15 protein-coding genes and 1 riboswitch are annotated in these 14,720 nt (G+C 44.4%); of the genes, 13 read left to right on the forward strand and 2 right to left on the reverse strand.

Annotated features, from left to right (window positions below; genetic code table 11):
* The 3 genes from NE665_RS13835 to NE665_RS13845 all read left to right on the forward strand — a co-directional run.
* The coding region (locus NE665_RS13835) for a DUF4368 domain-containing protein (protein ID WP_256302557.1) at positions 1–89 on the forward strand (89 nt) is incomplete at its 5' end.
* A gap of 52 nt (positions 90–141) precedes the next feature.
* Positions 142–792, forward strand: a complete 651-nt coding sequence (locus tag NE665_RS13840; protein ID WP_178760076.1) for an XRE family transcriptional regulator — start codon at positions 142–144, stop codon at positions 790–792.
* 316 nt (positions 793–1,108) lie between these two features.
* A complete protein-coding gene (locus NE665_RS13845) occupies positions 1,109–2,473 on the forward strand; it encodes an MATE family efflux transporter (protein ID WP_117444035.1) in 1,365 nt (454 codons plus the stop codon).
* Positions 2,474–2,671: 198 nt separating this feature from the next.
* On the opposite strand, the gene NE665_RS13850 is transcribed toward NE665_RS13845, so the two are convergent.
* Complete coding sequence (locus NE665_RS13850) at positions 2,672–4,570, reverse strand: PRD domain-containing protein (protein WP_233104794.1); 1,899 nt, start codon at positions 4,568–4,570, stop codon at positions 2,672–2,674.
* A gap of 231 nt (positions 4,571–4,801) precedes the next feature.
* On the opposite strand from NE665_RS13850, the gene NE665_RS13855 reads away from it, so the two are divergent.
* The 6 genes from NE665_RS13855 (at position 4,802) to NE665_RS13880 (ending at position 9,569) form a co-directional block, all read left to right on the forward strand.
* Positions 4,802–5,221: a PTS sugar transporter subunit IIA gene (locus tag NE665_RS13855; RefSeq protein WP_117444026.1), complete on the forward strand. Its 420-nt coding sequence runs from the start codon at positions 4,802–4,804 to the stop codon at positions 5,219–5,221.
* Between the two features lie 5 nt (positions 5,222–5,226).
* A complete protein-coding gene (locus tag NE665_RS13860) occupies positions 5,227–5,721 on the forward strand; it encodes a PTS sugar transporter subunit IIB (RefSeq protein WP_117444034.1) in 495 nt (164 codons plus the stop codon).
* Positions 5,722–5,829: 108 nt separating this feature from the next.
* Entirely contained in the window at positions 5,830–6,603 is a 774-nt protein-coding gene (locus NE665_RS13865; protein ID WP_117444025.1) for a PTS sugar transporter subunit IIC, read from the forward strand.
* Between the two features lies 1 nt (position 6,604).
* Positions 6,605–7,450, forward strand: coding sequence for a PTS system mannose/fructose/sorbose family transporter subunit IID (locus NE665_RS13870; RefSeq protein WP_008816388.1), 846 nt, complete (start codon positions 6,605–6,607; stop codon positions 7,448–7,450).
* A gap of 12 nt (positions 7,451–7,462) precedes the next feature.
* Entirely contained in the window at positions 7,463–8,281 is an 819-nt protein-coding gene (locus NE665_RS13875; RefSeq protein ID WP_117444024.1) for a sorbitol-6-phosphate dehydrogenase subunit, read from the forward strand.
* Between the two features lie 199 nt (positions 8,282–8,480).
* Complete coding sequence (locus NE665_RS13880) at positions 8,481–9,569, forward strand: mannitol dehydrogenase (RefSeq protein ID WP_117444023.1); 1,089 nt, start codon at positions 8,481–8,483, stop codon at positions 9,567–9,569.
* A gap of 205 nt (positions 9,570–9,774) precedes the next feature.
* Here NE665_RS13880 and NE665_RS13885 read toward each other — a convergent pair whose 3' ends face one another.
* Positions 9,775–10,668 (reverse strand): PD-(D/E)XK nuclease family transposase, encoded by an 894-nt coding sequence (locus tag NE665_RS13885; RefSeq protein WP_117444022.1) that lies wholly within the window; start codon positions 10,666–10,668, stop codon positions 9,775–9,777.
* 356 nt (positions 10,669–11,024) lie between these two features.
* A riboswitch (FMN riboswitch) is annotated at positions 11,025–11,146 on the forward strand.
* Between the two features lie 70 nt (positions 11,147–11,216).
* On the opposite strand from NE665_RS13885, the gene NE665_RS13890 reads away from it, so the two are divergent.
* From NE665_RS13890 to dusB, 4 genes are all read left to right on the forward strand, one after another.
* The gene (locus NE665_RS13890) at positions 11,217–11,825 is read left to right on the forward strand and encodes an ECF transporter S component (RefSeq protein ID WP_117444021.1); all 609 of its coding nucleotides are present in this window, start codon (positions 11,217–11,219) and stop codon (positions 11,823–11,825) included.
* Between the two features lie 13 nt (positions 11,826–11,838).
* Positions 11,839–12,294 carry a pyridoxamine 5'-phosphate oxidase family protein gene (locus NE665_RS13895; protein ID WP_117444020.1) on the forward strand — a complete coding sequence of 152 codons (456 nt, stop codon included), beginning with the start codon at positions 11,839–11,841 and terminating at the stop codon, positions 12,292–12,294.
* Between the two features lie 187 nt (positions 12,295–12,481).
* Positions 12,482–13,372: an Hsp33 family molecular chaperone HslO gene (gene hslO, locus NE665_RS13900; protein ID WP_117444019.1), complete on the forward strand. Its 891-nt coding sequence runs from the start codon at positions 12,482–12,484 to the stop codon at positions 13,370–13,372.
* Positions 13,362–14,378 (forward strand): tRNA dihydrouridine synthase DusB, encoded by a 1,017-nt coding sequence (gene dusB, locus NE665_RS13905; protein WP_117444018.1) that lies wholly within the window; start codon positions 13,362–13,364, stop codon positions 14,376–14,378. Before hslO ends, dusB begins: the two co-directional genes overlap by 11 nt.
* The last annotated feature ends 342 nt before the right edge of the window (positions 14,379–14,720 follow it).

Genomic DNA, 14,720 nt, shown 5'->3' on the forward strand with positions numbered 1-14,720 from the left:
TCCTTATTCACGAAGCAACAACGAATGAGGAGAACGAAAGAATACAGGAAATAGAGATATACTACCGATTTATTGGAAAAGTAGACTGATAAAGAGGGTTCATATCTTTAACTAAGGGAAACTGGTACTGCCAATCCGGATATGGAGAATCTGAAAACACTCTCCAGAAGCTTGCAGGTCAGCATTGATGAGCTGCTGGGAAATAAAATCCCTCTGGAGAAAGAGGTTATTAAGGAAAAGGAAGTTATCTATGTGCATAACCGCTATACGTATGAAAAGCGGTATCGCTCCAGGCTGACAATCTGTGGGATTCCACTCGTGGACATCAATGTTGGAAGAGGACGCACGGAGGAAGGCTACTGGCGTGTTGCCAGGGGAATTATTGCGATAGGAAATGTTTCCGTTGGTGTGATTTCCATTGGTCTATTAAGCGTGGGAGTATGCAGTCTGGGTCTGCTCACGCTAGGGCTGTTGTTCGCCATCGGTCCGCTCGCATTATCCTACTTTGCCATTGGCTGTCTGGCGATTGGCTACATCAGCATCGGTGCGATTGCTATTGGTGTATACAGTATCGGTGCGATATCCATCGGGTTTAAATTTGCTATGGGCGCTCTTGCATATGGTGAAATTGCGATGGGAACAAATCCGGTTGGGGATATCGTATACCATCTGCGCTCCTCCAATACCTGCTTTCTGGAGTCGCAGGAATATCTGCAGTTTCAGGAATACCTATCCAGAGAATCACTGCCGAAAATCATTGAATTTTTTGTACAGGTGATACCATTGTGCTGAAACAGGGAAACAGTGCTGCTCATACAGGGGAAAATGAGTTTTCTTAATTTATCATATAACAGTAAAAAAAATGGATATAGGTAAACAGATGTATGCGAAGGAATAGGAAGCTCGCGTATACTCATAATTGATGTTGTGAAGCAGCATTTTCATAAACCACAATCTTGTAAAAGAAATAAATACGATGCCGGATCATGTAGGGTTCTGTCATTTTTTAATAATCCTCTTAAATGATTTAAAAGTCATCAGTATATTTTTCTATTCCTGTATTCCTATTGTGAAAAATATGATAAAATTAAGCCTTGTAGGTGATAATATGAAAAATATGACACAGGGCAATGTCACAAAGCTGATTATGGCATTTGCAATACCTGTTTTACTCGGTAATGTATTTCAGCAATTCTATACCATGGCGGACACCATGATGGTTGGTCAGATTCTGGGGGTAAATTCCCTTGCGGCTATCGGTGCGAGTGCATCGCTTTCCAATCTGGTTATTGGACTTTGTACCGGTGTTTCCATGGGCGTTTCCATCATGATTGCACAATATTACGGAGCGCGTGATGAAGAAGGTATGAAAAAAGCCACAGCAGGCTGTATCAAGCTTTGCATGATCAGTGTTGTGGTAATCTTTGCTGTCGCAATCCTGTTGAAAAAGCCGCTGCTGTATCTGTTACAGACACCCTCCTCCATTCTGGGGATGGCGGATTCCTATCTGACCATAATTATCGTGGGACTGTTTGTGACCATGGCGTACAATATGATGGCGAGTATGATGCGTTCCATCGGAGACAGTCGGACACCGCTGTATTTTCTAATCATTGCATCCATTCTGAACGTGGCTCTGGATTACATCTTCATTGCGATCATTCAGCTGGGTGTGGCTGGGGCAGCATATGCTACCGTTATTGCACAGTTGGTTAGCGTTATCCTGTGCTTTCTTTATATGCGTAAAAAATATCCGATGTTCATCGTAAAAAAAGAGGACTTCCATGTCGAGCGTGAAATCTTGCGAAAGCAGTTATCCATGGGGATTTCCATGGGCTTGATGAATTCCATCGTTTCTCTTGGCTCTGTCATTTTGCAAAGTGCAGTAAATAGTCTGGGAGAAGTAACGATCGCAGCGCATACCGCAGCCCGCAAGGTAGTGGAAATGTTTATGCAGCCGCTGATCAGCATTGCGATTGCCGATACGACCTTTGTCTCTCAGAATCTCGGGGCACAGCGCTTCTCCAGAATCCGCGCCGGTATGAAATCCAGTGTGTGGATCAGCTTTTTGTGGGTGTGCATTGTGGTTCTCTTATCCTTTACCTGCATTGACTTCTTCATCGGCTTCCTTGTCAATGCAAAGCAGACGGAAGTTATATCTCTGGCGGCTTATTATACCCGCATCAGCAGTGTCTTCTATTTCATCCTGGCTGTCTTGTTTATCTATCGAAACGGATTGCAGGGACTGGGCAACGGCAGGGGACCGATTATTTCCAGCTGTATCGAAATGGCGGTGAAAATAGCGGCAACCTTTGCCTTGATTCCGTTTACCGGCTATACCGGTGTATGCCTTGCGGAACCGATTGCATGGTCGCTCATGGGACCGTGCCTGATGGTGTTCTTCTATCGAGATCTCAAAAGGAAGGAACAGCAGCTGGAAATGCAACCGATGGAAGCATATCAAAAGAATTGAATTACAATAACCGAAACAATGACATTTACACAGGAGTGCAGATGTCATTTTTACATATGCAGCACCAAGGCTGTACGTGCATAAAAACAGGTATCCCTGTAAGCAGGAGCGAATCTATAACTTAAAGCTTGTCTTTTTTTACAAAACAGAAGCATGTGAACGAAGTAGCTATAGGAAAAAAGAATTCCAACCAGCAGGCTAGTCGAAATCCTTTTCCAGTGATGTTTTCAATATTTCCGTAAAATGCAGAAAGCTGGGCTTTTTGAAAAAATTCTGCAATAGCTCCTCATTGCGCACAAAGGTACTCATATAATACCAGAACTGGAACGCCTTCGGATTGTTCTTTTCGATGGATACCAGCATAACGATCCGAACATTGTGATTTTTATCCCATGCGATCGGCTTCTTCAATACCCCCAGCGATACAAAGGTTTCATCCGAAAACGGTGTGAGCGGATGCGGTACGGCGATACAGTTGCCAAAGTAAGAGCTGGTTATCTGCTCCCTTGCCTTAATGACCTCCAGAAATTCATCGTCAAGGCTATATTTTTCAATGGCATTGCGACAGATAATATCCAGAATCTCTTCTTTATCCTTTACTTCTCCATAGAAATAGCAATCCTCGCTGAATTTTTCAAGAATGGAATCCGTGTCTGTATAGCCGTTGATCGCCAGATTGATTTTCTCGAAATCCTTCTCATCCGGGAAGATACTGATCAGCGTGATACCACCCTTATATTTCTCACTGTCTCTGTCGGTGGAGAAAATAGCGTCATAATCCTCGGTATCAAAATCGTCAGCATCTCCTGTGATAAAGGTAATCTCTGCAATCTGATTGGGAAACCAAGTCAAAATCTTATGACGCAGCAGAACTGTTTCTGACTTGCGAAGCGATGTGATAATCAATATTTTCTTAGCAGAATTTCCCAGATGAATATTTTCCAGCCCATAATTGAAATACAGGGACAGATAGGAAATTTCATCCGCAGAAACACTCAGGTGAAACCGTTCCTTAATCAGCAGCGTGAAATATAAGGCAATATCATAAGCAAGCGGAAAGGACTGCTTAATCTCCGGTGCCATCATGTTATTCAGCTGTGTGCCGGATTTGATACGATAGATCAGCGGTACGAGATGTAGTGCCAGAAACAGCTTCAGGCTTTCCGCAGGCTCAAAGTTGACACAGAACTTGTTGCGGATATACAGAAAGGAATCGTTGATAAAATCATTAACCTCTTTCTGTAGACGATCATTTCTGGAATAATCAAGCTTTCCTAAAATGGTCTGTGTTAACAGATTGATCTCATTTAACATGTATTGCTTCTTAATACGGTATCTGGTAAGAAAGCGTGTCAGGATTTCCGTAGAAATCTGATATTCTGTGGAATCCGGCATATCCTGTTCCATATGCTGTTCAATGAAATGCCCTTTTCTGACTCTGCGCAATGTGAGTGCAATATGCGCGGTAATATTCTGAATGGTCTGTTCATTGATTTGATAATGGTACTTGAAAAACACATCCGCCACTACATTGTAAATATCCGACACATCCTCGGATAATGCGAAATGATCGGCGGATTCATCATTGATTTCATTTTTCGCGATGCACATCCGCTTGTCGATTTCTCTTCCTTCGATTTTATAGCCCAGATTTGTTTTATGAATCAGTGTCAGATCATACTGCGTCAGAAGCTTTTTGATTTCGTTCAGTGCGTGATACAGTGTGGATTCACTGATATAAAAGGTCTCTGTCAGTGTATATTTCGATACATAGCCTGTCGCATCCATCAGCATTTTCATAACGGAATGGACACGGTTTTTTGTATTACAGGAAAGCTGCAGCGTTTTCTTGCGCAGAATCTCCATGTCCTTTTCAAATGCCGTATCATCCAGTACACATAATCTGGTTCCCTTTCCTGCAAGTGTATCCAGTACAAATGAGGAATAGGAATCGCAAAAATCACGGACGAGCTTCAGCTCGTTTTTTACTGTCCGTACACTGATATCAAACATAGCAGCGAGTTCATTGGATGAAACATACGTTCCCCTGTTGTCCACATAAAAAGATAAGATCGAGTATTGTCTCTTTGTCAGCATTTTATCACCTGCAATCATTACCCCCTCTGTTTCATTTTCTAGTATAACCCAATCTATTTCAAAAATATTTTAATCTTATTGCACGAGCATCCGTGCAGAAGCGAAAAAGCAATCCTTCAGAAAAGCTGCACGATTGCTGGTGCAATAAAAGAAAAAATAAAGGGATCACAGAATGGTAAAGTAAGGGTGTAGTTCAAAGGCCGTTGAACCGTAGGTAAAGGAAGTGAAGAAGTGATAGAGCCGATAACGTATGTGATACTGAATCATGGTAGATTTGGAGAGGAGCTGATCAAAAGCGCAGAGCTGATTGCAGGGAAAACAGAGCATGTTCATGCTGTTTCACTATTGTCCGGAATGTCAATAGAGGAATATTACGAGGAGGTCAGAGACTATCTTACAGGCGTTCAAGGAGAAATCCTTGTATTGGCAGACCTGTATGGAGGAACCCCCTCCAATGTAGGGATGATGCTGCAGCGGGAGTTTTCACTCCATGTACTATGCGGTGTCAATCTGCCGATGCTGATAGAGCTGATCTTGAAGCGCAACAATGACGAATGTACGATTCAGGAGCTGATGGAGGCTGGTCTTGAGGCGGCGAAAGCATCTATTATACAGCCGGAACCGATAGCATTCGATGAAGAAAGGGGATGAGCAGCATGTCAGAAATTAAGCTCATACGTATTGATTTTCGACTGATGCATGGTCAGGTTGTCACCAACTGGATCAAGCAGGTATCCGCAGATTCCATCCTGATAGTGGATGATAAGCTGGCGGCAGACAAGTTTTTGGCACAGGTATTCCTGATGGCAGCGCCTCCGGGCGTAAAGGTGGCAATACGTCCGATAGAAAAAGCGGTAGCTGCATTCAAAAAGGATGTATTTAAGGATAAGAAGCTGCTGATTTTGTTTAAGTCTGTGGAAAATGCAAAGAAGGCCTTCGATCTGGGATTTCCGATGAAGGCACTGCAGGTGGGCGGTCTTGGCAATGGGACAAACAAGGTCATGATTTCAAATGAGCTGTCGTTAAGTGAACAGGAAGCGGATATGCTGGAGGCTATGCAGAATGAGGGTGTAGAGGTTACGCTGCAGGTAACGCCGAAGGATCCGGCATTCACACTACACGACGCTTTAAAGGAAGTACGCGGGAAATAATGCTGCCATGCGGTGAAAAACGATTGTTAAAAACTGCATGGTACAGCAATGAGGGAGTATTAAAAGCATATTTCAGGAATTATAAAATGAAATGAAAAGGAGATATTTATGAACATAGGATTAGCCCTGGTATTTGGTGTACTCTACTGGCTGGCAACCAATAAACTCTGGTATGGTACACTGCATCTCGTCCGTCAGCCACTGGTTCTGGCGGTTCCGATTGGACTTATTATGGGAAACCTGGGGGATGCGATGAAAATCGGCGCATCTCTACAGATGATTTATTTAGGCGCAATAGCTCCGGGCGGTACACTGCCTGCGGATGAAGCGCTGGCATCCTGCATTACGATTCCGGTGGCACTGGCAGCCGGATTAGCGCCGGATATTGCTGTAACCATTGCTGTTCCGGTAGGACTTCTGGGAGTCCTGCTGGATAATCTGAAGCGTACCTATCATTCCTACTTTGTCCACCTTGCGGACAAGGCAGCTGAAAAAGGGGATATGAAAGCGATGGGCAGAGCGGAATTCTGGTATCCGTTCTTCTGTTCCATTCCACTGCGTGTTCTTCCGACAACGCTGGCACTGCTGTTTGGAACCGATGCCGTATCCGCGTTCCTGAATGCGATTCCTGCATGGGCAATGAACGGTCTGAGTGTTGCGGGCGGTCTGCTTCCGGCCCTTGGCTTTGCGGTAACCATCATGGTCATTGGGAAAAAGGAGCTTATCCCATACTTTATTCTTGGCTTTGCAATGTATGCCTACACAGGTATGAATACGATAGGAATTGCGGTAATTGCAATTTGTATTGCAATTCTTCAATCACAGTTTACCAACAGTACCGGCAGTACAGTCGTTGTAGATGATGATGAAGGAGATTTCTGATATGAGCGAACTTAATCTGAAGAAAAATGAAGTAATCAAGGGCTGGGCAAAATATTATCTTACAGCCGAGGTGAATTCCGGCTTTGAGCGTTTGACGGCTCCGGCATTCTCCTATGGTATGAGTGCAATTCTTGCGAAGCTGTATAAGGAGGATGAAGAGGAATACAAGAAAGCATTACAGCGTCATTTGATGTTCTATAACTCCGAGGCAACCTGGGGCTCCGTTATCTTCGGTATGACCTGCGCTTTGGAGGAGGAGCGCGCAATCATGCTGCAGGAAGGGGCAGGCAGTGAAGAGCTGGAGGCCTCCGCAGATATGATCAGCAACCTGAAGGTCGGTCTGATGGGACCACTGGCAGGAATTGGAGATACCATCAATCACGGTATGCTTCGTCCGCTGCTGTTATCCATGTTTATTCCACTGGCCGCAGAGGGGAACTGGCTGGCAGGCGTCGGTCCACTGCTGATCTGGGGTGTTGCCATAACTTTCCTTGCGTATACACTTGTCACAAAGGGCTATACACTGGGAAGAAAATCTGTGGTATCCATTCTGAAATCCGGTAAGCTGAATCAGTTCATTAAGACAGCCAGTGTGCTTGGTCTGTTTATGATGGGAGCATTGTCTTCCACCTATGTAAAGCTTGTTACACCAATATCATGGGCGAATGCAGTTGGTGAAAAACAGCTGCTGCAGGATGTTTTGAATAAGATTTTCCCGAATATTCTGCCGCTGCTCGTCGTATTTGGCATTTATTTCTATATTAAGAAAAGCGGGCCGAAGTATGTACGCATTCTGGTATCCATCCTGGTGCTGTCTGTGGTACTTTCCTTCTTCGGTATCGTTTAAGGAGGAGCATGTATGGAACAAAAGCAATGGATTGATTTGAATAACAAGGTCGTGATTGTGACCGGTGGTGCGATGGGAATCGGGGAAGCTATGGTAAAGGATCTGCTTGCCTGCAATGCCAGAGTCGCAATCTTCGATCTGGCAAAGCCAAAGGATTTCTGTGAGGATGAGCGTAAGATGTATGTGCATCTGGATATCCGTAATAAAAAGGAGGTCGAGGCTGGTGTTGATGCCGTAGTACAGAAATTCGGGACAGTGGATGCTCTGGTAAACGATGCCGGTGTAACCAGACCGCGGATTCTTGTCGATTACTATGGCAGTGAACCGCAGTATGAGCTGAGCGAAGAGGATTTTGATTTTATGGTCGGTGTCAATCAGAAGGGAACGTTTCTGGTGTCGCAGGCGGTGACACGCGTATTGTATGGAAAAAAGGAGGGAGTTATCATCAACCTCTCTTCCTGTGCAGGATTGATGGGCTCCCGAGGACATAGCTGCTATTCTGCCACAAAGGCTGCGATTCATGCCTTTACAATTTCCTGGGCAAAGGAGCTGGGACCGTATAATATTCGTGTTGTCGGTGTGGCACCAGATATTCTGGATCGTACCCCTGCCAATAATGATGAAAAATATAGAGCGCAGGCATATGGTCGCGGCTGGGATGTCAATACCAAGCCGGAGGAGTTCTTCAAAAATTACAAATCCTCTATACCATTAGGAAGACCGGGACATCTGTATGAGGTAGCGGATCTGATCTGTTATCTGATTTCCGATCATGCCAGCTATATCACCGGCGTCACCATTCCGGTATCCGGAGGAAAAAGCAAGGGATAGATAACACGAGGGTTATATCGTAACCACTTGCATAAGAATACAGCGGTCTGCAGGGCAGGCCGCTTTCCATAAGGTGCGTGCTATGCCCAAAAGCATGCAGCTACTGCACAGGAATGCAAAAATGCAAGGCTATGCGTGTCATAGTGATGCTTATTGCCTTGCGATATGGTCCCATAGAGAAATGGGAGACTGGAGGAACATGAAAGAAGCAGTACTTATTGGCGCAGGACAGACAGGGCGCGGCTTTATCGCACCCATCCTGCAGGCAAATGCATATCATATTACGTTTATTGATAAAAATAAAGAGCTTATAGACCAGCTGAATGCGGAAAAATCTTATACCGTTCACTACTTTGGTGATACGAAGAAGCCGATTCAAATTACCGGCTATGATGCCTATACGACGGCAGAGGAGGAAGCCGTGGAGAAGCTGGCACACTCAGATTTGATCACGACAAGTGTATTCGCAGGGAATATAAAGGAGCTGGTGGGGCTATTGCGTGCTGCGGCTGAACAGTGCGATGAAAAGCAGCTGCGGATCATATGCTGTGAAAACGGTGTCCACGTAAAACAGCCGCTTGTGGATGCGAATATATCCAATAGTATTTCTGAGGGTGTTATTTTTTGTACCACACTGCAGCCAGAGGAAAAAAGTCTGGCACTGATTAGCGAGGATGTCGCAGAGCTACCGGTGGATGGCAGTGTAAAGGGGATGCTTTTAGACCTTCAGGGAATGCCGCTAGAAGCAGATTTTCCATCCCTGATTCAAAGAAAAATTTATACGTATAATTTCATGAGCGCGATCGTTGCATATCTGGGGGATTTTCTACAATATGAGGTTTATGGAGAAGCCGCAAATGATACACAGATTATGGAGCTGATGGATCGAGCAGTACCAGTTGTCAGTACGATCATCGCAAAGGAGTATGCGGTGGAACAGGATGTGCAGCTTGCCTTTACCATGCGTGCCGTGCATAAATTCCGTAACAGGGATATCTATGATACGGTGTATCGCAATGCGCGGCAGGCACAACGTAAGCTGAAAAAAGAGGAACGGCTGTATGAACCGCTCCGACTTGCTGAAAAATATGGACAGAAATGCGGGTATATCGTACTTACGGCAGCTGCGGCTATGCGGTATGCTGTGGTTAAGGAAGGCAACGATTTGGATACTCTTATGAAGCTGTATGAGAATTTTCACGCTGCGGATAAGCTGAGGGAGGTATATGCCATGCTAAAGGAAAGCATATCCCTACAGGAGTTAATCAAATTCTGTGCTGAATTCTAGGTGTATGATTTCCTTCCCTATGAGCATTGTACGTATGAACAGCAGAGCACTCTATACCTGTTAAAAATATGCAGCATCCATTCATGTAATGTATTAACAATATTTTCGATACCTGTGATAAGGCTGCGGCAGAAAGAATAGATTAAAAAACTGTTTTATAGAGGCATATGCTTATAAAACAGTTTTTTTATTTGGATTGTATGTATTACTTCATTGACATAACCTGATCCTTCAGCTCCTGAAAAGAATTACAGACCAGGATCAAGCTGGATACGGCTTCGATTTGTTCATTGCTCAAAGATTGCAGCCAGGCTGAACAATCCTCATGATATTTACTTTCCAGCTGTTTGATTAACAGCAATTCTTCTCCTTTCTTTTTTCCTTCTTCAAAGCTGTCCTCCAAGCCATAGCGGTAACGTGCCTCTCCCATCTGAATGGCCATTGCGGTTGACCACAGCTCATCGTCCTTTTGCATTTCCTCGTACTTATCCACGAATACCTTCACCAGCCTTTCCTTTGACTTCAGTATATCATTTTTTTCATTGTTTTCAAACAGGTACACCAGCTGTTCAAAGTCATTCAGTCTTTGCAGCTCCTTCTCCTTTACAATGTCATTGATTGCCGGCATATGAATATAGGTGCGAAGGATAAGCGGATAGTAGCTTTCATTCTCTCCCTGCTCATTGCGCATCTGGTAGTGATTGATCAGATTTCGGTTGTTCCATGCATACTCATCAATGAAAATAATCTGGTATACCGGCTTTAAATCCTTGTACTTCTTTCCACTATTCAGCTGATTATTCAATGCTCTGGCTCCATAAAATTCAAAGCGCATCATTTCCGCTATTCCCTTATAGGTCGTCTGCATCTCGATATTGAAATGACGATTCATTTCATCCTTCACATGGACATCCAGAATGATACGCTTCTTTCCAATGATGCCCGGATCCAGATTCGGATTCAGGACGGTACTTTCCTTAACCCTGATTCCGGTAGCACGCTGAATAATGGTGTTGCGGGCGTACACGGAGCCTTCGTCCTCACGGGAAAGGGTGTACTTAAAAAATAGATCATTGCTGTAATTCAGTTGATTTGACATCTTCATGTCCTCCATTCTGTAAGGGTTCCTTACACCCCTTTATACGTATGAAATCTGTGAAACTCCTAAATTATCCACACTTTATTGATTTTTCTTGTACTTTTTGTATGCCAAAAGGGAAATGAAATATATACAAAGCTTTACCCACCTGTATGTGGCTTTCCATATTTTTATAGCATGCCGAAGAGAGCTTGCTGTTTCTTCCTATCGGTATCCGGGGACAAGCCCTTTTTCACATGGCGATGAGCATCTACTGAAAAAATTACATTTCTGTTTCATATTTACACATCCTGTTTCATGAGTTATAATAAAAATACAGATTGTGTTGACGCATGACCTGCATTCAAAATTGAATAACAAGTCTTTGTGGCAGGGTGAAATTCCCTACCGATGGTGATAGTCCATGACCCGCGTAATGAGCGGCTGAGCCAGCGAAATTCTGGCACCGACGGTAAAGTCCGGATGAGAAAAGACATTTTCTGTAAACATACACCTGAAGACGAGTTTTTTCGTAGTCAGGTGTTTTTTTGAAATGGAGGAGATGTGAATTGAAAAACAACATGAGTGCAAAGCGGCTTGCCCTGATTGGCATGCTTGGCGCACTGGGAGCGATACTGATGATGTTTCGCTTTCCCATTCCGTTTATGCCGCCCTTTCTAAGCTTTGATCTGGCTGCGATACCGGAGCTGATTGGAGCCTTCGCTCTGGGACCGGTGGCAGGCGTTCTAATTGTCTTTATCCGTGTTATGGTACAGATGGTGATTTCCGGCTCCAATTCCATGTTTACCGGAGAGCTGCAGAGCTTTTTGCTGGGAGTTGCCCTTGTATTACCCGCCGCCCTGCTTTATCGTCATAAGAAGACACGAAAGGAAGCACTGCTGGGAATGGCGGCAGGAACTTTGGCTAGTACGTTACTTGCTGTATTAACCAATCTGTTTTTGATTATTCCATTCTATGTTGCCCTGTATAACATGAATATGGATCAGATTATCCAGTCCTGTTCCAAGGTCAATCCGATGATGAATTCTGTCACTACCATGGTGATTCTGGGCATTGTTCCGTTTAATCTGATAAAATACGGGATCAGCTGCCTGATAACCTTTGCCGTATATAAGAAAATCAGTCCGATGATTCACCGATTCGCAAATAGTCAGTAAGGAGGAAATGAAGATGACATTTGAAGAAGGAGTAGCATTGCTGTTTCACAAGCTGGGGGATTCCAAGATTATGGCCCTTGGCTCCAGCGTCAATGATTACGTCATGGTACGTAATGTAAGCTGTCTGTTCTATGATGGAAAAATCTATTTTAAGACAGATAAGAATTTCCGCAAGACACAGCAGCTGTACCAGAACCCGCAGGTGGCACTCTGCACAGGCGGCGTTCAGGTAGAGGGAATCGCCGTAAACAAGGGGCTTGTCGTGGATGAGCCGGGAAGAAGGTTTGAAGCCTTGTATAAGAAATATCTGTGGCAGAGCTATAATGCATACAGCCACGAGGATACAGAGATTCTGATAGAGGTAACACCGCGGTTTGTGGAAATCTGGGATGAGGATGAGAATCGCAATGCGTTTCAGACCTTCCTTGACTTTGATAAAAAGACAGTGGAAATCAAGCCGTACGATTAACGTATGCGAAAGACGGGTACAGGATGACAAAATGCTGTGCCTTTTTCTATATATCAGATACATTCACCCTCTTTTTCCTTGCCTGCAGCATTCTACGTACACAACAGTATAACGAAGTCGATTTTCTTCTCATTCTGCAGGTTTTTGTGGTATACTACATTTGCCTGTAGGGCAGGGAGTGATATCAATGATGAAAGATTATTTAGTAAAGGCGCTTGCATGCAATGAGCATGTGAGAATCTATATATGCTCTTCTACGCATATGGTGGAGGAAGCAAGAAAACGTTTTGATTTATGGCCGACAAGTGCGGCTGCCTTAGGACGCGTATTGACTGTGGGCTCCATGATGGGAAGCATGCTGAAAACAGCACAGGAACAGATTACGATTCGCATCAACGGCGGAGGTCCCATTGGCACTATTCTGGTGGACGCCTACAGTGACGGTCATGTGCGCGGCTTTGTGAGTGACCCGCATATCATGCTGCAATACAATGATACCGGAAAACTGGCGGTCGGAGCTGCTGTGGGGAAAGACGGTTATCTGGAAGTTGTGAAGGATATGAACATGAAGGAAAACTGGAGCGGTACCGTTGCGTTGCAGAGCGGTGAAATCGGTGATGATTTTGCATACTACTTTACCGCAAGCGAACAGACACCGTCCGCAGTCAGTGTCGGTGTGCTCGTTAATACCGACAATTCCATCCTTTCTGCAGGTGGCATGATTATCCAGATGCTTCCGGACGCAGAGGAAGCGGATATCGTTAAGGTGGAACAGATTGTGGCAAATCTAAAGCATATGTCCACCATGATTCAGGAATACGCCAGTCTGGAGGATATTCTGCGTGATCTGTTTGACGATGTCAGAATCCTGACAGGACAGGATATTGAATTCCGCTGTAAATGTGATCGTGCAACCATGAAGCGTGTTCTGACAACCCTTCCAAAGGAAGAACGCCAGCAGATGATCGAAGAGGATCACGGCTGTGAAATCACCTGTAATTTCTGTGGAGAGAAATATCAATTCAGCGAGGAAGAGCTCCTGGAGCTGGAAAGGTTTATCGAGACACATGCCAAATAACAGCTGGAAAATCAGAGATATCATGATACCGAATCAAGTGGTAATCGCACCGATGGCCGGGATATCCAATCCTGCCTTTCGCGTAATCTGCAAGGAATTCGGTGCCGGACTTATTTATACGGAGATGGTTTCGGATAAGGCGCTGTATTATGATAATGAAAAAACCGTAGGAATGACGGATGTTGAGGAACAGGAGCATCCCCTGGCCATGCAGATATTCGGACATGATATAGAGACAATGGTGTATGCCGCAAAATTTCTGGATGAAAAAACCGATTGTGATATCATTGATATCAATATGGGATGTCCTGTCACAAAAATTGTGAAATCCTTTGCGGGAAGCGCCCTGATGAAGGATGTCGATCATGCTGTGGAAATGAGCAGGGCTGTTGTACAGAGTGTAAAGAAGCCGGTTACCGTAAAAATGCGAATCGGCTGGGATATGGATCAGATTACATGTCTTGAGCTTGCCCGTGGTCTGGAGTCTGTCGGAGTGCAGGCACTTGCTGTGCATGGACGAACCAGAAAACAGATGTATGAAGGCTGCGCAGACTGGTCCTATATTAAAAAGGTGAAGGAAGCTGTATCCATTCCTGTAATGGGAAACGGTGATGTGCGAAGCGGTGAGGATGCAGTGCGCATGCTGAAGGAAACCGGCAGTGATGCTGTCATGATCGGCCGCGGTGTTTTGGGCGATCCCTGGCTGATTAAGGATATTGTTCATTATCTGGATTGTGGTAAGCATATGCCGGAGGTAACGCTGGAGGAAAAATTCGCAATGGCCAGACTGCACGCAAAACGCCTGTGTAATCTAAAGGGTGAATTCGTCGGTATTCGTGAAATGCGCGGGCACGCTGCCTGGTATGTGAAGGGGCTGCCAAAGAGCCATCAGCTCAAGGATCAGCTGACCAAAATTGAAACCTACGAGGAAATGCAAAACATTTTATCCGCATATGAAGCAGAGTATGCGAGAATGCGAGAACAGTATAAACAGGGAAACCGTTGAACTGGTGATAGTTCATTATGTTACAGGGATAGTGCCTGTAACGAATGAACAGCCGTTTCAAACGGTTTTTTCTTTTTACATAGTGGTATAGAAGAATCATATCTTTTATCCATATACCTTAACTACTGACAATATTATATTTAGAAAGCATATGTGAACAATGTTCCAGCATGTATTCCTGTATTTCTGTTGAAAACTGCCGTGGATTCCCCTGTTCAACACTCCCTTTATTTGTACGAAGGGATCAGGATATGTGTGCACATATCCAATAAACAAAAGGAAAGAGACATATTTTCACATTGTTTGGATATCTTTTACATGAAATTTCTCGTATAATGATTC

Source organism: Clostridium sp. DFI.1.208 (assembly GCF_024463855.1).
GTDB lineage: Bacteria > Bacillota_I > Bacilli_A > Erysipelotrichales > Erysipelotrichaceae > Clostridium_AQ.